The following is a 21,702-nucleotide window of genomic DNA, read 5'->3' as shown; positions in this document are numbered from 1 at the left end:
GGGCGACCCGAAGCCCGCTCGACGCGGGCGGGCACCGGGCGTCAGACCCGGCGGTTGTACTGCCGCAGGGTCAGCGGGATGAAGACCAGCATCAGAGCGAACGCCCAGATCACCGCCACGGTCGCGTGATGGGCCACCGGCCCGCCGGTGAGCAGCCCGCGCGAGGCGTTGGTCACCTCGGTGATCGGGTTGACCTTGACCCATGCCTGCAGCCACCCCGGCATCGTCGAGGTCTTGGCGAACAGGTTCGAGCCGAAGGTCAGCGGAAACATCATCAGGAACGAGACGCCCTGTACGCTGCGCGGCTGCTTCATGGTCACTCCGAGCAGCGCCACGACCCAGCAGAAGGCGAACGCGAACAGCAGCACCAGACCGACCGCGGCGGCCACCGCGAACACGTTGGTCTGGAATCGGAAGCCGATGATCGTGCCGAACACGAACACCGACCCGACGGCCACCAGGAAACGCAGCACGTCACCGAGCACGGTGCCCGCAAGCGGTGCGATCCGCGATATCGGCAGACTGCGGAAACGGTCGAACACACCCGTGGACATGTCGGTGCACAGGCCGACGCCGGTGCCCACCGAGGCGAACACCACGGTCTGCACCAGGACGCCCGGCAGCACGAACTGCAGGTAGTCGTGCGTGCTGCCCTCGATCGCACCGCCGAAGAGGTACACGAACATCACGAGGAACAGGATGGGCTGAAGCGTCAGGTCGATCAGTTGTTCGCCCTGCTTCTTCAACTTCACCAGGCTGCGCCAGGTGAGGGTGAGCGTGTGCCGCACCAGCGCGCTCGCGTCGTTGCGGTGCGGCACGTGGGCGGCTTGGCCGGGCTTGTGCGTGGGCGTGCCCTCGGTGGGGCGGACGGTGGTGGTGGTCATCGGGAGGCTCCTAGGACGAGGGCCAGGTGGGAGATGGTCAGCAGGAGGACGGCGAGCAGCGGCAGCACCCGGGTGCCGTACAGATCCGGGAGGTCGTTCATGCCGCCTTCTTCCGGTCGGCCGACCCTTCGTCGCGCTCGGTCGAATCCTGGCTGCGGTGCCCGGTGACGGTCATGAACACCTCGTCCAGGCTGGGCAGGCGCAGCGCGAACTCGGTGGCCCGGATACCCGCCTCGTCGAGTCGGCGGACCACGATCGGCAACAGATCCTCGTCCGAGACCGCCACGGTGACCTGACCGCGCTCGTTCTCCACGATCGGCTCCCGACCGGTGAGTTCGCGCAGCAACGCGACCACATCGGGCGTTCGGGCCGGGTCGGCCGGACGGACCTCCAGACTCTGACCGCCGACCTGGGCCTTGAGCTGGTCCGAGGTGCCTTGTGCGATCACCCGGCCGTGGTCGATCACCACGATGTCGCTCGCCAGCTGATCGGCCTCGTCCAGATACTGCGTGGTCAGCAGCACGGTCACGCCCTCGTCGCGGACCAGCTCGCGCACCATCTGCCACACGTCGCCCCGACTGCGCGGGTCGAGTCCGGTGGTCGGCTCGTCCAGGTAGAGGAACGCGGGACGTCCGACGAGCGAGGCGGCCAGGTCGAGTCGACGACGCATACCGCCCGAATAGGTGTCCGGTGTCCGGCCACCGGCCTCGGTCAGCTCGAAGCGGGCGAGCAATTCGCGGGCCCGCGCCTTCGCTTCGCCGCGGGACAGGTTCAACAGTCGGCCGAGCAGGAGCAGATTCTCGAAACCGGTCATCTCCTCGTCCACCGACGCGTACTGTCCGGTCAACCCGATCAGCCCGCGCACCTCGTGCGCCTGCCGGACCGTGTCGAACCCGCCCACCCGGGCGACGCCCGCGTCCGGCGTGATCAACGTGGCCAGCGCGCGGACCATGGTGGTCTTGCCCGCACCGTTGGGGCCCAGCAGGCCCAGCACGGTACCGGTCTCGGCCTGTAGATCGACCCCGGCCAACGCGGTGGTCGTGCCGTACCGCTTGACCAGGCCCTCGGTCTCGATCGCGTAAGTCATCGGGTTGCTCCCCGTCGGGTGTTCGTCGTCGGCGGGCGACGTCTGTTCGTCGTCCGTTGCACATCAGCTTCGATCCGCCCGCTGATATCCCGCGCACACCCGGCCGGCACCGCCGGCACCGAACTGACACGGTGCCGCGACCGTCCCGGGCCCGGGCAGCGGTAATGTCCTGGCCCGAGGGTCCTTGCGGGGAGAACGAGGGAAGACCATCGGGAGCCGCCACACGCTCGCGATAACTTCGGGGTAGGGCCGTTCGCCGGGCACATCGACGGTCGGCGGACGTGGGTCGGGGGACCGACAAGGGGCACACGCGACAGGTGGGGGAGGCAGAGCGTTGGCGGCAGCCGTTCCGATTTCGCAGGCACCGGGCCCGGGAGTGCCCGCACGGGGCACAGGCCGTTCGAACGGGCTGTTTCGATCCCGGAACATATCCGTGCGCCGACTCGTGCGGGTCGGCGGCACGACCCCGGGCCTGATGCTCACCACCGGCGTGGTGCTGGTGCTGATCAGTTTGCTGGCCGGCCTGTTCGCGGTGCTGGCGGTCGGGCAGCGCGCGGACGCGGCCAAGGCGGTGGCCACCGGCAGCGAACCGCTCGGCGTCAAGACCCAGGAGATCTACGGGGCCCTCGCCGACGCCGACGCGACCGCCGCGGCCGGGCTGCTCGAAGGCGGCGTCGAGTCGGCGGACGTGCGGCGGCGCTACCAGCAGGCGATCGACACCGCGTCGAGCACGCTGATCCAGGCGACCGCCGCGGGTGCCTCCGGCAAGGTGGCCGAACAACTCACCGTGATCGGTGTGCAATTGCCCGAGTACGCCCGGCTGGTCGAGCGCGCCCGCGCCGAGACCCGGCAGGGCAACACGGTCGGCGCCGCCTACCTGCGCTCCGCCTCCAAGAACGTAATGCGCGCCAAGATCCTGCCCGCCGCCACCGCGCTGCACGAGATGGCCGAGAAGCGCCTGGCCGACGACCACCGCGACGCCGCCTCGACCCCGTGGGTGCCGCTGGCCCTGCTCCTGGTCAGCCTGGCGTCCTTCGGCGCCGCCCTGTGGTTCTTCGCGCGGCGCACGCACCGCCGGATCAACATCGGCCTGGCGATCGCCGGTCTGGCCACGCTGGTGTCCATCGGGTGGTTGTGGGTGGGCACCGACTCCTCGCGCACCGACCTCGACCGCAGCCGCAGCGACGGATGGGGACCGGTCGAGACGCTCGCCCAGGCCCGCTTCCTGGCCCTGCAGGCACACGGCGACGAGAGCCTGACCCTGGTCATGCGCGGCAGCGACAACGGTCAGTACGAGGACGACTTCAAGGACGTGTTCGGTCGGCTGGCCGGCGTCCCGGCCGACAACGGTCGACCCGCGGTGGTCGGCATGTTGGCCCTGGCCGAGCGGGCCGCCGCCTCGGACCCGGTCACCCGGGAGCGGGTCAAGGCCGCGCAGGCCGCCGCCGCCGACTGGAGGAAGGCCCACGCGGACGTCGCCACCCTCTACAAGAACGGCGAGTTCGAGCAGGCCGTCGCCCGGGTGACCAAGGCCGACGGCGCCTCGGGGGTGGCCTTCACCCGGATCGACGAGGCGTTGCGCGCCGCGGTCGCCAAGGACCAGAAGGACTTCGAGAACTCGGTGGCCTCGGGCCGCGATGCGCTGCACAGCCTCGACGTCGGCCTGGGCGTCCTGGCACTGCTCGCCGCCGCCGCGACCGTGGACGGCGTCCGTCGTGAGGTCGGGAGGTACAACCGGCCATGACCATCCGCATCGCGCTGCCCGCAGCGGTATGCGCCCTCGCACTGACCGTCGCCGGCTGCGCCGCCGGGGTGGGCGAGCAGAGCACCCGGCAGCCGGTCCGACCCGCCGCCGCGCCACCGGCGCCCCGGGCGGCCCCCGGTCCCGATCAGTCCTGCCCGAACGTCACCGCGAGCCTGCGCCCGAACGGCGCCCTGCCGGCGCCGACCGCGTTGCCCGCCGGCAGCACCATGGACACGCTCCGCAGACGCGGCTTCCTGATCGCCGGCATCGACCAGAGCAGCTTCCCGTTCGGCTTCGTGGACCCGCGGACCAACGCGCTCCGCGGCTTCGACATCGACCTGCTGCGCGAGGTGGCCAAGGCGATCTTCGGCGACGCCGGCCCCAACCGGATCCAGTTCCGGGTCGTGCGCAACGAGGACCGCACGATCGCGATCGCGCGCGGCGACGTGGACATCATCGCCGAGACCATGACGATCAACTGTCAGCGCCGGCAGAGCGTGGATTTCTCCTCGGTCTACTTCACGGCCGGCCAGCGGTTGTTGGTGCAACGGGACGGCGTCGCCGACCGCGCCGACTACGCCGGCGGCCTGGCGGCACTGCCGCGCGACATGCGGGTGTGCTCGGTGCCCGGTTCCACCTCGATCGGCCTGCTGCGCGCCGAGGCGCCGCAGACGAAGGTGGTCGAGAGCGACACGTGGGCGGGCTGTCTGGTGCTGCTCCAACAGGGCCAGGCGGATGCGATCACCACCGACGACACGATCCTGGCCGGCCTGCAGGCGCAGGATCGCATCTTCACCGTCGTGGTCGGGCCCAACCTCACGCTCGAGCCGTACGGCATGGCGATCGCCAAGGACCGCGCCGACTTCGTGCGATTCGTCAACGCGGTGCTGGAGCGGCTGCGCCAGAACGGCCGGTGGAAGCAGCTGTACCGGGACTACCTGGGCGACTCCCTGTCGTCCGAGGTGCCCGAGCCTCCTCCCGCCGCATATCGGGACAGCGCGTGAACCGAGCCCCCCGCGTGCTCGGCCGCGACGAGATCGACGAACTGACGGCTCGTCACGAGGCCGAGTACGACGGGATCACCGCCGGCCTGATGGAGTTGGAGAACCACCCGGGCCGACAACTCCTGGAAGGCGCCACGCTGACCGGACGCACCGCCGAGCAGTGGGAGGGCGGCCGTCGGGCCATCTCGCTGCTGTGGGGACACCGCGAGGCGTACGGCGCGGTCCTGGACCGGGTGCGCGGGCTGCGCGGGCGGCGGAGCAAGCCGCAGCGGGCCGAGTTGGAGGAGCTCTCCTTCCTGCTGCTGGGACAGTCCGCCGAACTGGCCGCGCGGGACGTGCCGATCGGCCGACGAGGGCTGACCGATCCGGCGATGCACGTGCGCCGGATGAGCCTGGCCGAGCTGGTCGTGGACATGGCACCGGCATGGAGCGAGGTGACCGCGATCGTCGAGGCCGCCGACGCGGTGTGGACCCGCCTGGTGCCCACGCTGGACCGGGTGGACGCGGGCATCGATGCCGCCGAGGCCCGGATCGCCGAACTCGGCGGCCCGGACGCGGTGCCCGAGCAGACCGCCGCGCTGGACCGGATCCGCCGCCTGCTGGAAACGGCCCGTACCCTGGTGGCGGGCGATCCGCTGGCGCTGACCGCCGGGGACGAGCGTCGGATCGGCACCGTGGACGTGCCCGCCGTCGAGGCGGAGCTGAGCCGGGTCACCGACGCGGTGCGGCACCTGCTCGTCGTCCGCGGCCGCTTCGACGAGCGCATCCGCCGACTCGCGGCAGTGCTGGACGAGTTGACCTACCAGGAGGGCGACACCATCCGACGGCGTGCACACGTCCTGGGTCGGATCAGCGACAAGCGGGTGCCCGAGGTACCGCTGCGGGCGGCCACGCTGAAGGAACGGTTGGCCGCGGTCACCGTGCTCGGCGGCGAGGGCGACTGGGTACGCGTCTCGCGCGAGCTGAGCACCCTGGAGAACGACGCCGAGGGCGCCCGGGACCGACTGGCGGCCACGCGCGGGCACATCGAGGCGCCGCTGGCCCGGCGCGACGAACTGCGCGGCCTGGTGCAGTCCTACCGGGCGATGGCCGCGCGCGGCGGACACGGCGAGGAAGCCGTGTTGGAGTCGCTGTACAGCCACGCCAAGGAGTTGTTGTGGCGAGCACCGTGTGAACTCGAGGTGGCGGTACGGGTGGTGACCCGCTATCAGGAGGCGGTGATCGCCGCGCACCGCAAGGATCGTGCGGACGACAAGGGGGAACAGAGATGACCAAGTGCAATCGTCCGCCTTGCCCGGGCGAGATCGACGACGGGTACTGCACCGAATGCGGCCAGGAGCCGCTCGGTGCCGGCGCCCCGGTACCGGCCCCGTCCGAGCCGCACCGGAGCGGCCGATCCGGTGTGTCCGGTACGGCGGGCACCGCGGGCTCCTCGTCCGCACGCAGCGCCTCCGGGCGCAGCTCGCGCCGCTCCGGCAGCACCGGCACCAGCCGGCGACTCGGCGGCGGTCTGGTCGAGATGCCGAACGTGCCGCGCCGCAACCCGGAGACCGCGCTCGCCCGCAACCCGGTGATCCCCGAGGAGAAGCGCTTCTGCCGCAAGTGCGACCAGCCGGTCGGCCGCGGTCGCGGCGGCCGGCCCGGTGTCGCGAACGGGTTCTGCCCGCGCGACCGGACGCCGTTCTCGTTCGCGCCCAAGCTCCAGCGCGACGACATGGTCGGCCAGTACCGGATCATCGGCTGTCTCGCCCGCGGCGGCTTCGGCTGGGTCTACCTCGCACAGGACACCGCCGCGCACAACATGTGGGTCGTGCTCAAGGGCCTGCTCGGCAGCGACGACGCCGACTCGCGCGCCGCGGCCCTGGCCGAGCAGCGCATCCTCACCCAGATCCAGCACGCCAACATCGTGCACATCCAGACCGTCGTGCAGCACCCGGACCCGCTCACCGGCCAGGACGAGACCTACCTGGTGATGGAGTACGTCGGCGGCCTGTCGCTGATGGACCGGCTCAAGTCGATGCGCGAAAGCGACCCCAAGGCCGTACTGCCCGTCGAGCAGGTGCTGGCCTACGCCATCGACATCCTGCCCGCGTTCGGCTACCTGCACCAACAGAACCTGGTCTACTGCGACTTCAAGCCGGACAACGTGATCCAGACCGAGGACCAGCTCAAGCTGATCGACCTCGGCGCGGTGACCGACCTGGCCCGGCCGGGCAAGTTCACCTACGGCACGGTCGGCTACCAGGCACCCGAGATCGAGACCGTACGGGCCGAACCCTCGGTGGAATCGGACCTGTTCACGATCGGCCGCACGATGGCGGTGCTCAGCTTCTACTTCGCCGGGTACACCCGCAAGTACAAGGCCGCCCTGCCGCCCCCGTCCGAGGTGCCGCTGTTCACCGAATTCGAGTCGTACCACCGGCTGTTGCTGCGTGCCACGCACCCCGATCCGAGTCTGCGCTTCGCCTCCGCGGCGGACATGGCCGAACAGTGCGTCGCGGTGCTGCGCGAGGTGGTCGCGATCCGCACCGGCGAACCGCGACCGGGGGTGTCCGGCCTGTTCGGCCCGGAGACCCGGGTCGTGCACGCCGAGGTGGCCGCCCGCAACACCGAACCGGGCCTGCTGGCACCCGCGCCCGATCCGGCGGTGATCGCCGGCGCGCTGCCGGTGCCCCGGGTGGACGCCGCCGACCCGGCCGCCAACCTGCTGGCCACCGTCGCCACCACCGACCCCGACGAACTGCTCTCCGCGCTCACCGCCGCGGGCATTTCCTCGCCGGAGGGCACGCTGCGGCTGGTCCGGATGTGCATCGAACAGGGCGACGTGGTGCGCGCCCGGGCGTTCCTCGCCGACCTGGACGCCGACGACTGGCGGCTGCCCTGGTTCGAGGGCCTGGCCGCCCTGTCGGAGCACGACCTCGACCGCGCCCACGAGTGCTTCGACGGGGTGCGCGGCGCGCTGCCCGGCGAGCCCGCGCCGCGGATCGCGCTCGGCGCATGCCGCGAGTTGATGGGCCGGCACCACGAGGCCGCCGCCGAGTATCGCGGTGTGTGGGCCACCGACCGCGCCTACGTCGCGGCGGCCTTCGGACTGGCCCGGTGCCAACTGGCCACCGGCGACCGGGCGGGCGCGGTGCGCACCCTGGAGACCGTGCCGGATACCTCGGCCAACCACGTCGCGGCGCAGACCGCGGCGCTGCGCACCCGGATCAGCGGGCGCGGCGCGGGCGAGGCGTTGGGCCCCGACCTGACCGCGGCCTCCGATCGGCTCGGCGCACTGCGCCTGGAGGGGGAGGCGCACGATCGACTCGCCGTCGAACTCCTGGAGACGGCGCTGGAGTGGGTCAAGGCGGGCTCGACGGGTGGGAATTCGGGCACCGGGGACCTGGGTGGAACCGCCAAGGTGCTCGGCAGCGAGTTGAAGGAAAAGCCTCTGCGGTTCGCCCTGGAAAAGTGTTACCGCGATCTGGCCCGGCATGTGACGACGCATGCGGAGCGCATCGCGCTCGTCGACCGGGCGAACGAGGTGCGACCGTGGACGTGGGTGTGATCAGAGTGGCTGGATATGGACGACTGGACGCGACCGGGCCCGGAGGCGCCCCGGACGGGAGCGAGGTCGCCCCGCCCGAGCCGCCGACGGCTGCGGGCGCGGCGTGTCCGTCGTGTGGACTCGCCGGTGACGCGGACGACCGGTACTGCGAGTCCTGTGGTTACGACCTGGACATCCCGGTGCCGCCGGTGGCCGAACGCCCGCCGCCGCGGCGGGTCGTGGCGCCCAGTGGGCACGGCCCGGTGTGTTCCGCGTGCGGCACCGCCACGATCGGCTCGGACGGGTGGTGCGACGCGTGCGGGCGGCCGTTCAACCCGCGCGATCACGTGGAGAGCGACCTGGGCGGCCTGGTGGCCATGGTCAGCAACCGTGGCCTGCGGCACCGCCGCAACGAGGACTCCGCCGCGCTGCGGGTGTTGCGGATGCCGGACGGCAGCGACCATGTGGTCGCGGTGGTGTGCGACGGGGTGTCCTCCTCGCCGCGACCCGACGAGGCGTCCGCGACCGCGGCCGAGACCGCGTGCGCGACGATGGCCGCCACCTTGATCGAGGGGTGCGCCCCGGCCAAGGCGACCAGCGCGGGGGTGGCCGCCGCCGCGAGCGCGGTGGCCCGGATGCCCGGCGCCGAGGACGGGGGCAACGCGCCCGCGTGCACCCTGGTCTCGGCGATCATGACACCCGGTGAGATCACCGTGGGCTGGGTCGGCGACAGCCGCGCCTACTGGCTGGCCGACCCGGCCGGCGGCGCGGACGACCCCGCGGACGGCGACGACACGCTGCCCGGTGCGAGCACGCTGCCTCGTGGGGCGGTCGGCGAGCCGTACGAGCCCGACGAGGACGCGGTCCGGCGCACCCCCTCCGCGCTGCTGACCGAGGACGACTCCTGGGCGACCCGGATGATCGCACTCGGCGCGATGACCGAGGCCGAGGCGTACGCGGACCGGCGTGCGCACGCGATCGTGTCCTGGTTGGGCGCCGACGCGGGCGAGGTGCGGCCCAGGGTGACCAGCCTGCGGCCGACCGGGCCCGGGGCCCTGCTGCTGTGCAGCGACGGATTGTGGAACTACCTCTCGGTCGCGCCGACGCTGGCGGCGATGGTGCTGCCGGGCGCGCTCGAGCAGCCGTTGGCCGCCGCGCGTCTGCTCACCGGCTTCGCGCTCGACCACGGTGGCGCGGACAACATCACCGTCGCGCTGATCCCGTTCAACCCGCCCGGGGATCCGGTGCGCGGACCCGACCACGACTGACCCGGAAACGAAGGAGTCGGATTCATGTCAGGCGCCCCCGAATTCACCATCGAGGTCAACCAGAACCCCTACCTCCCGATGGGAGGTCACGAGGTGCACGCCGTCGCGCACATCCAGGCCTCCGGAGCGCCGACCGGTGCGCGCGGCAGCACCCGCGGCGCCGAGGTGATCATGATCGACAGCTCGGGTTCGATGGACTTCCCGTCCACCAAGCTCAAGGCCGCCAAGCAGGCCACCAAGGCCGCGATCGACACGCTGCGCGACGGCACGCTGTTCGCGGTGGTCTCCGGCACCGGCATGGCGTCGATGGTGTACCCGTTCGAGGAGGGTCTGGTCGCCGCCGACGAGCGCACCCGCAAGGAGGCCAAGCGCGAGGTGGACAAACTCCGCGCGCGCGGCGGCACCGCGATGGGGCAGTGGTTGCTGATGGCCCGCCGGCTCCTGGAGCCGCACTCGGATGCGATCCGGCACGCGATCCTGCTCACCGACGGCAAGAACGAGAGCGAGCGCGAGCAGGACCTGGCCGAGGCGATCGCCTACTGCGAGGGCGTGTTCGTCTGCGACTGTCGGGGCATCGGCCTGGACTGGCGGGTGGACGAGGTGCGCAAGATCTCCACCGCGCTGCTGGGCGACATCGGCTTGGTGAGCGAACCGGCGGACCTGGTCGCCGACTTCACCAAGATGATGGAGAACGCGATGGGCAAGGCGGTGGCCGACGTGGCGCTGCGGGTGCGCACGATCAGCAACGCCCGGGTGAAGTACGTCAAGCAGACCTACCCGGTGATCGACGACCTGACCGCGCGGCGGACCGAGGTCGGACCCAACGTCGGCGACTACCCGACCGGTTCGTGGGGTGGCGAGAGCAAGCACTACCACGTGTGCCTGGAGGTCGAGCCGGACGAGGTCAACCCGGGCGGCAAGCGCCGTCCGTGCCAGATCTCGGTGGTGCTCCCGGACGGCGCCGGCGGCCTGGAGTTGGCCAAGGCCGGCGTGTTCGCGCAGTGGACCGACGACGAGGAACTCTCCACCCGGATCAATCCGGAGGTGGCCCAGGTCACCGGCCGGGCGAAGCTGGCCGAGGCCGTCCGGGAGGGCTTGGAGCTTCGCGAGGGCGGGGACGAGGCCGCCGCGACCGCACGGCTGGTCCAGGCCCTGCAACTGGCCAACGAGGCGGGCGACGAGCACACCGCGCGCCTGCTCGGCCGGGTGGTGGAGATCGAGGCCGACGGGACGAGCAGGCTGCGCAACAACGAGGAGGACATCATGATCATCGACATCGAGTCGCACAAGACGGCCCGGGTGGGGCCGCCGCGCGAGGGCTGATCCTGTCCGATGCCGCACGCGGCATCGGTTCGGCACACGCCCGGAGTCGGGTACGGGAAGAGGAAGGAGGTCCGCTCATGCACATCTGCCCGGTAGGCCATCCGTCCACCGCCGCGGACTACTGCGACGAGTGTGGGCGCACGATACCCACCGAGGGGGACTTGCCCCACGCTTCCGACGGGTCCGGTCCCGAGAGGCCGCCGGACGAAGTAGTGCTGACGTGTCGGTTCTGCGCGACCGAGTACACCCCGGACGACCAGTTCTGCGAGGGCTGCGGGCACGAGAATCCGGTGGGGGATCCGGTGCTCCCGGTAAAGCGGCAGGATCCGGTGAAGCCGCCACCAGCGGACCCGGAGAAGTCGTTGCCCGGCACGGTGTGGTCGGCGCGGGTGGTGCCCGACCACGACTACTTCCTGCGGGTGCTCCAATGGGACGGCCCGGACGCGCACAGCATGCGCTTCCCGCACGAGCAGGAGCCGCGGACGCTGCGGTTGACCGGCGAGTCGATGCGGATCGGCCGGGGCAACTCCGGCGCGAGTTCGGCCCCGCCGGAGATCCCGCTCGACGATCCGGGCGTCTCCCGTCGGCATGCGATGTTGCTGCGTTGTGGGGACGGCACGTGGGAGGTGATGGACCTGGGCTCGGCCAACGGGACCACCATCAACGCGGGCTACGAGCAGGTCCGCCGCGACCCGGTGCACCTCAAGGACGGGGACCGGGTGCACGTGGGCGCCTGGACGACACTGGAGATCCGACGCGTGGACCCGTGACCCCGTCCGGCCTGGACGGGCGCCGATCGGCCCACGGCCGACCGGCGCCGGGGCGCGGACGGGATCCGCGCCCCGGCCGCCACCGACACGGCCTAGCCGACGGTGGCCACGCCCGGGGCCAGGGCGGCAAGGATCGGGGCCGGGTCGGCGGCGGCTTCGGCCGCGGTCAGCCGTGCGGTGACGCGGCCGGTGGACAGCACCGTCAGATGGTCCGCGATGCCCTGGACGAAGCCCAGTTGGGGAGCGGCGATCAGGATGGTCAGGCCCTCGTCGGCGAGGGTGGTGATCAGGCCGCGGATCTGCTCGGCGATCACCGGGGACAACCCCTCGGTCGGCTCGTCCAGCAGGATCAACCGCGGACCGCCGAGCAGGGCCCGGGCGATGGCGAGCATCTGCTGTTCGCCGCCGGAGAGTTGGGACCCCCGGTTGCCGGCCCGCTCACCCAGTCGGGGCAGCAGTTCCAACACCCGGCCGGGAGTCCACGCCGCGTGCTTGCGATGGGCCAGTTTCAGATGCTCGGCCACGGTCAGGCTCGCGAACACCCGACGGCCCTGCGGCACCAGGCCGATGCCCGCTACCGAGACCCGGTGCGCGGGGCGCCCGGTGAGGTCGGTGCCGGCCAGCTCGATCCGTCCACCCGAGGGCTTGAGCAGCCCCGCGACGGTATGGATGAGGGTGGACTTGCCCGCCCCGTTGGCGCCCAGGAGCGCGTGCACCGTGCCCTCGGGGATGCTCAGGTCGACGCCGTGCAGCACCGAGCCGCCCTGGTAACCCGCCGTCAGTTCGCCGATCTCCAGCACGATTCAGCCCACTTCCTGGTGCTCGGGCTCGGACGCGCCCAGATACGTGTCGCGCACCGCCTGGTCCGCCGCGATCTCGTCCGGCGTGCCGGTGGCCAGCAGTTGTCCGGACGCCAGCACCGTGACGGTGTCGGTGACCTCGCGCACCAGCGCGAAGTTGTGCTCGACCAGCACCATGGTCACCTCGGCCGGCAGCGCCTTGAGGACGGCGGCCAGGCGCTCGATGTCGGTGTCGGTCAGACCGGCGGCCGGCTCGTCCAGCAGCAGCAGCTTCGGATGCCCGGCGAGCGCCATCGCGATGTCGAGCAACCGCCGGGACCCGTGCGAGAGTTCGCCGGCGATCTCGTCGGCGCGGTCGGTCAGGCCGACCGTCTCCAGATGGGTCGCGGCCTCGCCGGCCAGGGCCCGGTAGCGGCCCGGTCGCCAGGCCGTGCCGGTGACCTCGGCATGCCGCCAGGCGGCCAGGGTCACGTTGTCCAGGACGGAGAGCGAGGGCACCACGGCGGGTTGTTGGAACGCGCGCGCGATGCCGATCCGGGAGCGGCGGGCCGGGGCCAGTCCGGTGATGTCGCGGCCGGCGAACACGATGCTGCCGGACGTCACCGGGATCGCGCCCGCGATCATGCCGAGCACGGTCGACTTGCCCGCGCCGTTGGGGCCCAGCAGCGCGTGTCGGGCGCCGCGGCGCACGGTCAGGTCCAGCCCGTCCACGGCCGCCAACGCGCCGTACCGGCGGGTCAGACCGGTGACGGTGAGCAGCGCATCCGGGTCGGGCGCGGCATCCGCTTCGGGCGCGGCATCCGGATCGGGTGCGTCCCTCTCCGCCTTCTCCGCTTTCTCCGGCATCTCCGGCGTGTCCGGCGTCTCCGGTTTCTCCGTTTCGTCCGCCGGTCGGATGGCCCGACCCAGGGCCCGCCACGCGGCCCGTGGGCCGCCCGCCGTCAGGCCGACCAGGCCGCCCGGCAGCGTGTACACCGCGATCAGGAACAGCACGCCGAGCAGCAGCGGACCGTGCCCGGGCCAGGGTCCGGAGAGCCAGTCCCGAGTGAACACGATCAGCCCCGCGCCGATCATCGCGCCGACCAGCGACGCGCCACCGCCGATGACCACCGCGAGCAGCACCAGCGAGGAGGTGTCGAAGCCGATGTGCGAGGGCGAGATGTAGCGCTGCACCGAGATCAGCAGCGCGCCCGCGACGCCGGCGAGGGCGCCGACCCCGACGTAGGTGATCGAGAGGTAACGGGTCACCGGATGACCGGTCGCGCGCATCCGGGTTTCGTTCTCGCGTGCACCGTCCAGCAGCAGCGCGGCCGGCGAGCGCAGCACCAGCGCGGTGAGCCCGATCACCACGAGCGTGGTGATCAGCACGTACCAGTAGGTGTCCACGTCGTCGACGAGGTCGCCCATGCCCCAGAACGGCTGGATCGGCGGCACGCCCGACTTGCCGTCGGTGCCGCCGGTGACCGACTTCCACTTCTCCGCCGCGGTGCGCACCAACTCGCCGACGGCCAGGGTGATCATCAGCACCGTGACGCCGCGCGTGCGCACCACGATCGGCGCGGTGAGCGCGTTGAACAGGGCGCCCGCGGCGGCCGCGACCAGGGTGTGCACGACGCCGATCCGCATGCCGTGTTCGGCCAGGATCGCCGCCGTGTAGCCGCCCACCGCGTACGGCGCGACCTGGCCGAGCGAGGGCAGCCCGGCGCCGCCGCCGAGCACTGCGACGCTGGCTGCGAGCACGCCCAGGGACAACGCCTGGGACAGCAGGATGAGGGTGAACAGGCCGACCAGGTACGGCGCCGCGAACAGCCACACGATCGCGGCGACGGCCAGGACTCGGCCCACCACGCGCGCACGCGGCGAGTGCAGCGCGGTACGTGCGCGCAGGGCGAGGGTGGTCATACTCGGCTCCCCGTCGGGCCGAAGCGCGCGGTGCGCGCGATCAGCATCACGGCCATCGTGGCGAACAGCAGATACGGCGCGAGGTCGGGCAGCAGCGTGACGCCCAGCGTCTGTACCTCGCCGACCAGGATCGCGGCGAGCAGGGCGCCGCCGACCGAGCCCAACCCGCCGATCACCACGACCAGCAGGGACTGCAACAACACGGTGTTGGCCACCGACGTGGACGGGCCGATGATCGGCGCGCCCAGACCGCCCGCGAGGCCGGCCAGGGCGCCCGCGGCGACCAGCACGCCGGTGCGTACCCGGGCCGGCGAGATGCCCCCGGCCGCGAGCATCTCGGGGTCGTCCACCGACGCGCGCACGGCCGCGCCGATCCGGGTGCGGGCCAGCACGTACCAGCCGCCGAGCCCGAGCGCGATCGCGACCACGATGAACGCGAGCCGATAGCCCGGGTAGTTGTGGCCCAGGATCGACACCGGCTTCTCCAGTGCGCCGGGCACCGAGACCTGGGGGTCGTCCTTGCCGAAGGTGGTGGTCAGCAGATCGCTGCCGACCAGGGCGACGCCGAAGGTCAGCATCGCCTGCGCCATATGCCCTCTGCCGGCGATCGGCGCGGTCAGCGCCGCCAGCACTCCGCCGCCGGCCGCGCCCGCCCCGATGCCCGCGAGCACCGCCAGTGCCAGGCCGACCCAGGACCCGTCGGCCACCGCGGTCGCGGTGTAGGCGGCGAACGCGTAGAGCGTGCCGTGCGCGAGGTTGAGGACTCCGCCCGAGCCGAAGGCCAGAGTCAGGCCCGCGGCCACGACGAACAGCAGCAGCCCGTAGGCCACACCGTCCACGGCCGGGATGAAATTGTCGTCGAACCAGCCCACGGCACGCTTCCCTTCGCTCCGAAGCCGCCGCTAGCCGAGCGTGCCGAGTTCGCGGACCATGACGTTGCTCAGCGCGGTGCCGTCCTGCCTGACCTCACGCAGGTACCACTTCTGCACCGGCGCGTGCGTGCTCGGGTTGAACTCCCACGAGCCGCGCGGGCTGTCGACCTTGCCGGTCTTGGCGATCGCGGCGTTGACCGCCTCCGGGGTGACCTTGTCACCCGCGGCGGCGATCGCCTTGTCCAGCACGGCGGCCGCGTCGTACATGGTCGCCGACATCATCGTCGGCAGCGCGTTGTACTTGCCCTGGTAGGCCGCGACGAACGAGCGGTTGGCCGGGATGTCCAGGGTGGGCGTGTAGTTGAGCGAGGTGAACACGCCCTTGGCCGCGTCGCCCTCGGCCCCGAGTACCGCACCCTCGGTCAGGAAGCCCGCGGCGTACAGCGGGATGTCCTTGACGTCGGACTGCTTGTACTGCTTGACGAAGTTCACCGCGGCGGTGCCCGCGTAGAACGTGTAGACCGCCTTGGCGCCCGAGTTCTTGATCTCGGTGAAGTACGGCTGGAAGTTGGTGGTGGCCGGGAACGGCGTCCACTTGGTCTTGCCGTCCGGGTTCGCCAGCTTGCCGCCGAGCTTGTCGAACGTCTCGGTGAAGCCGCGGAGCTGGTCGAAACCACCCTGGTACTCCGGGCCGATCGCGTAGACCGTGCCGGGCACGTTCTCCTTGATGTACGGCGCAGCCGCCACACCCGGCTCCTCGGAGAGGTAGCTGGTGTGCCAGACGTAGTCCGGCTTGTCGATCTTGCCGGGACGACCGACCGCGCCGATCATCGGCACCTTGTTGTCGTTCACGACCTGCACGTTGGCCGCCACCGTGGCCGCGTTGGTCAGCCCGACCACGGCGGTGACCTTGTCCTGCTTGATCAGCTTGGTGACCGAGGGCACCGAGGTCTGCGGGCCGTCGCCCTCGTCGGTGATCACGAGCTCGACCTTGTGCCCGCCCAGCTTGCCGCCGTGCTGGTCCAGGTAGGTCTGGAAGCCGTTCTGCAGGTCCGGACCGAGCGCGGCGTAGACACCGGTCAGCGGGATCGTCAGGCCGATCTTGACCGTGCCGGAGGACGATCCGCCCTTCTTGTCGTCCGCCGCGCTGCCGCTGCACGCGGCGGTGAACGCGAGCGCACCGGCGAGCAGGCCGGCGGAGGTGACGCGGAACGAGCGTCGGGATATGTGACTTGCCGGGGTCATGACGTGCTCCAGGGTTGTGACGGGTACAGCGTCGAGCGGTCGAGTGGGCCGCGTCGGGAGGGACGCGTGGGTGTGTCGGTCAGCCCAACGCGCCGCGCTGCACGTGCAGGAAGCGCTCGCGGGCGGCAGGGGTCAGGGCCGGGCCGACCTGGTTGATCAGCTCGGCCATCTCGAACGAGACCTGGCCGATGTCGCACTCGCGCGAGGCCAGCACCAACAGCGAGGCGCCGTCGCTGACCTGCATGGAGAACATGAACGCGCCGTTCATTTCGGTCAGGTTGCTCGCCACCGGGTCGGTGCCGAACAGGCGCGCGGCGCCCGCCAGCAGGCTGACCAGGCCGGAGGCGACCGCGCCGAGCTGGTCGGCGCGGTCCTGCGGCAGCGAGCTGGTGTTGGCCACCACGAGACCGTCCGCGGAGACCGCGACGGCATGCAGTACCTCGGGCACCCGGGTGGCGAAATCGTTGAGCAGCCAGCTGAGATCGGCTGCGGTGGGGTGGGTCACGATCTCTCCTTGTGATCCGGTTCGCCGCCGCCGGGGCGGGGCGAGGGGGCGCGACGGGCCCGGCTGTGCCCGATGCCCTGCGCGAAGGCGGACATCGCCGCGGACACCTGGCGGGCGTCGCGACGGTCCGGCGTGGTGTTCGCCCGGGCGGGCGTCCCGGCCGAGCCGACCAGCGGCGCGGCGGGAGCGGGAGGGCTGCCCGGGTGCACACTGGGAGTGTCCCGGCGAACCCGCAGTGGCAGGCCCGTGTTCGTGGTGCGGGTGGGCAGTGCCGAGTCCGGCGCCGGAGCCGCGGGCGCCTGCCGCTGCTCCGGGCGCTCGGCGGGTTGGGCCGAGACCATCGGAGCGAGTGCGGGCGGCGTCGGGGCCTCGGGTGCGGGCGGCCGCGTACCGGTGAAGCGCAGTCCCGAGGGTGCGGGCTCGCGCGGTCCCGGGGCAGCCGCGTCGCTGACCGGCTGGGGTCGGGTCGGCGTGAACACGTTCGCGACCGGCTCGAACGGGCCCGGGTCCGGGTGGCCGCCGGCCCGTACTCCCACGTCCGGCACCCGACCGGAGGCGGGCAGGGGAGTGACCTCGGGCTTGGGCACACCGCGGTGTCGGCCCGGGCGATCGCGGAAGACCACGATGTCCTCGGGCAGGCCCACCTCGGCGACCGTGCCGCCCTGCGCCCCCTGGCTCAGGGTGATCGTGATGCCGTAGCGCGTGGCCAGGTGGCCGGCCACGGTCAGACCCATCGCGCGCACCGCGTGCACGTCCAACTGGGCGGGCGAGGCGAGGCGCTCGTTGAACGCGGCCAGCCGCTCCGGGGTGATGCCCACGCCGGAGTCGGTGATGGTGAGCACCGCGCCGTCGCCGCGCCGGTTCGCCTGGAGTACCACCCAGGTCTCCGGACGGCTGAACTTGGTCGCGTTGTCCAGCAGTTCGGCGAGCAGGTGCGCGACATCGTCGCGGGCCCGCCCGGCGATCAGGATGCGCGGGTCCACCGCGCCGGGGTCCACCCGGGTGAACCGTTCGATGCGGCCGATCGCCGCGCGTGCGACGTCCAGGAGCAGCGCGTCCTCGCGCACGCGGGCGGTGCCCTCGCCGCCGAGCACCAGCAGGCTGGTGTTGTTGCGGCCCATGCGCTGGACCAGGTGGTCGAGCGAGTACAGCCGCTTGAGCCGGTCCGGGTCGTGCTCGTGCGCCTCGGCCTCGTCGAGGACCTTGACCAGGCCGTCGGTGAGCCGCTGGTTGCGGCGCGCGAGGGCGACCAGCACGGTGGCGATACCGGCGCGCAGGACCGCCTGTTCGGCGGCGATCCGCACGGCGGCGGTGAAGACGGTGTTGAACGCCGAGCCCACCTCGGCGATCTCGTCCTTGCCGCGTACCTCGATCGGGGTGCCCGCGCGTTCGGCGATCTCGTCGGCGGTCGCGCCGTCGAGCGAGCGGCCCTGCTGGAGCTTGGCCACCGCGTCCGGCAGGCCGGTGTAGGCCACCTCGTGTGCGGTGTCGCGAAGACGCAGCAGTTCGCGGGTCATCGGTCGACCCAGGCGCAGCACCAGGAGTACCGCGGCGGCCAGCGCGAGCAGCACCGCGGCGGCCTGCCCGATCGCCCACCAGCGGCGGTCGTCGCGTTCGTCGCTGACCGAGGACAGCACCGATGCGTCCACGCGTCGTTCGACGTCGCTGATCCGGGCGATCCGGTCCGCGGTCGCCTTGGTCCACACGTCCTGACTGATCACGATGGGCGTGTCGACCTTGGCCCGGGAGACGGCGTCTTCCAGTTGGTGCACGGCCAGGATCTCCGGGCCGGTCTGGGCGAGTTCCAGCCAGCCCAGCCACTCGTCGTCGGCGAGCGACTCGAAGGACGTCTCGCTCTCGTCGTAGCCGGTCCGGGTGGCCAGGATGTCCTGCTGTTGGGACGGCGAGATCCGGTTGGACGCCAAGGCGCGCAGGACCGCCGTCTGTTGTTGCCCCAGCCACTCCGTGGCGTGCGAGAGCGCGGCGGCGGCACGCAGGCGGTCCGAGTTGTCCGCGCCTGCGCCACCGGCCTGGGCCACGCTGTCGCGGTAGTCGAGCGCGTCCGCGATCAGGATGCGGTAGCGGAAGACGACGGCGGTCAGCGAGGTGCCCTTGGGTGCCTGGACCTGCTCGCGCAGTGCGGTCAGGTCGGTCAGACCCGCGTCCAGCCTGCGCAGTCGTTCCTTGGTGTTGCCGGGGATCGAGCCCAGGTCCTTGCGCAGCTTGCGGTAGCGCGTGGCGCTCTCGTCCGTCGCGGCGGTGCGCTGGTGGTACGTGACCAGCGCGCCCTTGTCGGCCTCCGGCCACAGCACCGCGGCAGCGGCGGCGCGTTCGCTCTGCAGGCGGTGCGCGAGTTCACCGGCCTCGGCGGAGACCTTGGTCAACGAACGCAGGCGGTTCGCATCGAGGGCCTCGCCGGTCGTGGTGGACACGGCGAGTCCCGCGGAGCCCACCATCACGGTGAGCGGCACGGCGACGAGCAGGACGAGTTTCCGAGTGATGTTCAGGTCGTCCACCACCAGGTCGTTGCCGCCGGGGTGGAGCGAGGCAGGGATACGGAGTCGAGTATTCCGCTTGTCAAGTACGTCATTTTCCCGATGATTCGCACTTTCCGGTCTTGCGCTTTCGGTGACGCGGATCGCGTCCTATTCCGTGCACGACGGGCAGAGCCTAGCGGCATTCGCACGTGTGCTCGCAGTGGCCGGTGGGTAAAGGGCCGAGAGCCCGGCATACGCCCCCGAATGTTGACATGCGTAAGTTAACGCTGCGAAGGAACATCGATTACCGGGCATGATCCTACACGCGGTGATATCACGGCATTTGCCCCCGGCGTCGTCCGTCGGGCCTCTATATCCGTATTTCGCCACCCAGTGCTCGATGCCCGATTGCCAACCATTCGTTGGGATATACCGGATCGTTGCCTTCCGTTTATCGGTGTGTCGACCAACCGGATCGTCGCCGAGGGCTGCCTAGACTGGGCCGAGACCGATCCCGACGGATCGATTTGGGAGAGTCACATGATGCGGCGACGCGCCCTGGCTTTTTTCCTCTCCGTGCCGATCGTCGCGGCGGGGGCGGCCGTATGGATCACCGACGCGACCTCCTCCTCCGGCGGCACGCCGAAGGCCGACCCGAGCGGAGCGGGCGGGCCGGTCCCGCCGACCACCGCCGCAGCCGAGACCCCGGAGTCGCCGAGCGGACCGCTGCACGCCGACGCGCGTGGGCTCGTCCCGATCCCGGTCGAGGCGCTCGGCGGCCCGGGCCGACCCTGGACACCGGCCCGGGACACCCGGGTGCGGGCCGCGACCGAGGCCGCGCGGCCGGTCGCCGAAGTCGTCGCCGCCGAACTGCGGGCCGCCACCGGCCTGCCGCTGCCCGTGGTGGTCGACGCACGATCGCGCGCCGGCACCGACATCTCCCTGGTTCCCGACCCCGATCCGGCCGGCCGACCCGACGGCGACGAGGCGTACGAACTGGTCGTAGCCGAGCACGGCGCCACGATCCGCGCGGGCGCGCCGGCCGGCCTCTACCGGGGCGCCCAGACGCTGCGCCAACTGGTGCCGGCAAAGCCGCCGTTCGAGTTGCGCCCGGCCGTGGTCCGGGACGCGCCCCGGTATCCGTACCGGGGCATCATGATCGACCTGGCCCGGCACTTCTATCCGCCCGCCGAGATGCGCCGACTGATCGACCACCTCGCCGCCTACAAGTTCAACCACCTGCATCTGCACCTGACCGACGACCAGGGATGGCGGATCGCCATCGAGGGACGTCCCAGGCTCACCGGGATCGGCGCGGCCACCCAGGTGGGCGGCGGACCGGGCGGGTTCTGGACGGCGGACGACTACCGCGCGGTGACCGACTACGCGGGCGAGCGCTTCATCACCGTGGTGCCCGAGATCGACATACCGGGGCACACCAACGCGGCGATCGTCGCCTACCCGGAACTGGCCCACGACGGCAAACCGCACGTTCCCTACACCGGCACCCAGGTCGGCTTCTCCTCGCTGCGCATCGACGGCGAGGCCACCTATACGTTCCTGGACGAAGTGCTCGGCCGGCTCGCGGAACTCACCCCCGGGCCCTACCTGCACATCGGCGGCGACGAGACGCACACCCTCGAACCCGCGCAGTATCGGGCCTTCATGGCCCGGGCCCAGCCGCTGGTGGCCAAGCACGGCAAACAGACCATGGCCTGGCACCAACTCGCCTCCGGCGACCCGGCACCGGGGGCGATCCTGGAGTACTGGGGCGCGTCCAAGCAGGACGCCGCCAAGGTCGTGGCCGCCGCGCGGGCCGGGCACAAGGTGGTGATGGCGCCGGCCGACCACGCCTACCTGGACATGAAATACAGCGGGGGCGAGCGGCTGGGGGTGACCTGGGCCGGCACCGTCGACGTGCGCAAGTCCTACGACTGGGAACCCTCGACGCACCTGCCCGGCATGCCCGCGGACGCCGTGCTCGGTGTCGAGGGCGCGCTGTGGGGCGAGACGATCAGGAGCGTCGCGGACGCCGAGTATCTGCTCTTTCCGCGGATCGCCTCGGTCGCCGAGGCCGCCTGGTCCCCTCCGGAACGGCGCGACTGGGCGGACTTTCGCACCCGCGCCGCGGCACACGAGGCGCGTTGGGACGCACAGGGCATCAAGTACGCCCACAAGCTGAAGTGACGCCCGGGCCCGCGCCCCGGCGACCGGACGCGGGCCGGCCGCGTCCGCGGGCGCGGGCGCGCCCGGACCGGGAGATCCGGCGAGGCGAAGCCCGTGCGCCGGGTG

16 protein-coding genes are annotated in these 21,702 nt (G+C 71.8%); 8 read left to right on the top strand and 8 right to left on the bottom strand.

The genetic code is table 11. The annotated features are described in order from the left end of the window. Nucleotides 1-41 precede the first annotated feature (41 nt). A complete protein-coding gene (locus tag ACIBM5_RS22010; protein WP_396008399.1) occupies nucleotides 42-884 on the bottom strand; it encodes an ABC transporter permease in 843 nt (280 codons plus the stop codon). 97 nt (nucleotides 885-981) lie between these two features. Beyond that, complete coding sequence (locus ACIBM5_RS22005; protein ID WP_396008398.1) at nucleotides 982-1,971, bottom strand: ATP-binding cassette domain-containing protein; 990 nt, start codon at nucleotides 1,969-1,971, stop codon at nucleotides 982-984. Nucleotides 1,972-2,404: 433 nt separating this feature from the next. Here ACIBM5_RS22005 and ACIBM5_RS22000 point away from each other — a divergent pair, with 433 nt between their 5' ends. The 7 genes from ACIBM5_RS22000 (at nucleotide 2,405) to ACIBM5_RS21970 (ending at nucleotide 11,609) form a co-directional block, all read left to right on the top strand. Beyond that, nucleotides 2,405-3,715: a hypothetical protein gene (locus tag ACIBM5_RS22000; protein WP_396008397.1), complete on the top strand. Its 1,311-nt coding sequence runs from the start codon at nucleotides 2,405-2,407 to the stop codon at nucleotides 3,713-3,715. Beyond that, nucleotides 3,712-4,719 (top strand): glutamate ABC transporter substrate-binding protein, encoded by a 1,008-nt coding sequence (locus ACIBM5_RS21995; protein ID WP_396008396.1) that lies wholly within the window; start codon nucleotides 3,712-3,714, stop codon nucleotides 4,717-4,719. The genes ACIBM5_RS22000 and ACIBM5_RS21995 overlap by 4 nt, the downstream gene beginning before the upstream one ends. Beyond that, nucleotides 4,716-5,990 carry a hypothetical protein gene (locus tag ACIBM5_RS21990; protein ID WP_391584807.1) on the top strand — a complete coding sequence of 425 codons (1,275 nt, stop codon included), beginning with the start codon at nucleotides 4,716-4,718 and terminating at the stop codon, nucleotides 5,988-5,990. Before ACIBM5_RS21995 ends, ACIBM5_RS21990 begins: the two co-directional genes overlap by 4 nt. Further along, nucleotides 5,987-8,269, top strand: coding sequence for a tetratricopeptide repeat protein (locus tag ACIBM5_RS21985; RefSeq protein WP_396008395.1), 2,283 nt, complete (start codon nucleotides 5,987-5,989; stop codon nucleotides 8,267-8,269). The genes ACIBM5_RS21990 and ACIBM5_RS21985 overlap by 4 nt, the downstream gene beginning before the upstream one ends. A gap of 5 nt (nucleotides 8,270-8,274) precedes the next feature. After that, nucleotides 8,275-9,516 carry a protein phosphatase 2C domain-containing protein gene (locus tag ACIBM5_RS21980; protein WP_396008394.1) on the top strand — a complete coding sequence of 414 codons (1,242 nt, stop codon included), beginning with the start codon at nucleotides 8,275-8,277 and terminating at the stop codon, nucleotides 9,514-9,516. Between the two features lie 24 nt (nucleotides 9,517-9,540). After that, nucleotides 9,541-10,839: a VWA domain-containing protein gene (locus tag ACIBM5_RS21975; RefSeq protein WP_396008393.1), complete on the top strand. Its 1,299-nt coding sequence runs from the start codon at nucleotides 9,541-9,543 to the stop codon at nucleotides 10,837-10,839. 212 nt (nucleotides 10,840-11,051) lie between these two features. Next, nucleotides 11,052-11,609 carry an FHA domain-containing protein gene (locus ACIBM5_RS21970; protein ID WP_396008392.1) on the top strand — a complete coding sequence of 186 codons (558 nt, stop codon included), beginning with the start codon at nucleotides 11,052-11,054 and terminating at the stop codon, nucleotides 11,607-11,609. Nucleotides 11,610-11,701: 92 nt separating this feature from the next. Here the strand turns inward: ACIBM5_RS21970 and ACIBM5_RS21965 are convergent, their stop codons facing one another. The 6 genes from ACIBM5_RS21965 to ACIBM5_RS21940 all read right to left on the bottom strand — a co-directional run bounded on the left by ACIBM5_RS21965 (nucleotide 11,702) and on the right by ACIBM5_RS21940 (nucleotide 19,449). Continuing rightward, nucleotides 11,702-12,409, bottom strand: coding sequence for an ABC transporter ATP-binding protein (locus ACIBM5_RS21965; RefSeq protein ID WP_396008391.1), 708 nt, complete (start codon nucleotides 12,407-12,409; stop codon nucleotides 11,702-11,704). Between the two features lie 3 nt (nucleotides 12,410-12,412). Continuing rightward, the gene (locus ACIBM5_RS21960) at nucleotides 12,413-14,311 is read right to left on the bottom strand and encodes an ATP-binding cassette domain-containing protein (RefSeq protein WP_396008390.1); all 1,899 of its coding nucleotides are present in this window, start codon (nucleotides 14,309-14,311) and stop codon (nucleotides 12,413-12,415) included. Further along, the gene (locus ACIBM5_RS21955) at nucleotides 14,308-15,183 is read right to left on the bottom strand and encodes a branched-chain amino acid ABC transporter permease (RefSeq protein WP_396008389.1); all 876 of its coding nucleotides are present in this window, start codon (nucleotides 15,181-15,183) and stop codon (nucleotides 14,308-14,310) included. The genes ACIBM5_RS21960 and ACIBM5_RS21955 overlap by 4 nt, the downstream gene beginning before the upstream one ends. A 30-nt stretch (nucleotides 15,184-15,213) precedes the next feature. Beyond that, complete coding sequence (locus tag ACIBM5_RS21950; RefSeq protein ID WP_396008388.1) at nucleotides 15,214-16,428, bottom strand: ABC transporter substrate-binding protein; 1,215 nt, start codon at nucleotides 16,426-16,428, stop codon at nucleotides 15,214-15,216. Between the two features lie 79 nt (nucleotides 16,429-16,507). Then, nucleotides 16,508-16,933 carry a roadblock/LC7 domain-containing protein gene (locus ACIBM5_RS21945; protein WP_360314312.1) on the bottom strand — a complete coding sequence of 142 codons (426 nt, stop codon included), beginning with the start codon at nucleotides 16,931-16,933 and terminating at the stop codon, nucleotides 16,508-16,510. Then, the gene (locus tag ACIBM5_RS21940) at nucleotides 16,930-19,449 is read right to left on the bottom strand and encodes a nitrate- and nitrite sensing domain-containing protein (protein WP_396008387.1); all 2,520 of its coding nucleotides are present in this window, start codon (nucleotides 19,447-19,449) and stop codon (nucleotides 16,930-16,932) included. The genes ACIBM5_RS21945 and ACIBM5_RS21940 overlap by 4 nt, the downstream gene beginning before the upstream one ends. 501 nt (nucleotides 19,450-19,950) lie before the next feature. On the opposite strand from ACIBM5_RS21940, the gene ACIBM5_RS21935 reads away from it, so the two are divergent. Next, complete coding sequence (locus tag ACIBM5_RS21935; RefSeq protein ID WP_396008386.1) at nucleotides 19,951-21,597, top strand: family 20 glycosylhydrolase; 1,647 nt, start codon at nucleotides 19,951-19,953, stop codon at nucleotides 21,595-21,597. Nucleotides 21,598-21,702: the final 105 nt, after the last annotated feature.

The sequence above is a fragment of the Embleya sp. NPDC050493 genome (genome assembly GCF_044458105.1).
Lineage (GTDB): Bacteria > Actinomycetota > Actinomycetes > Streptomycetales > Streptomycetaceae > Embleya.
This window is presented reverse-complemented; position numbering and strand designations above follow the sequence as displayed.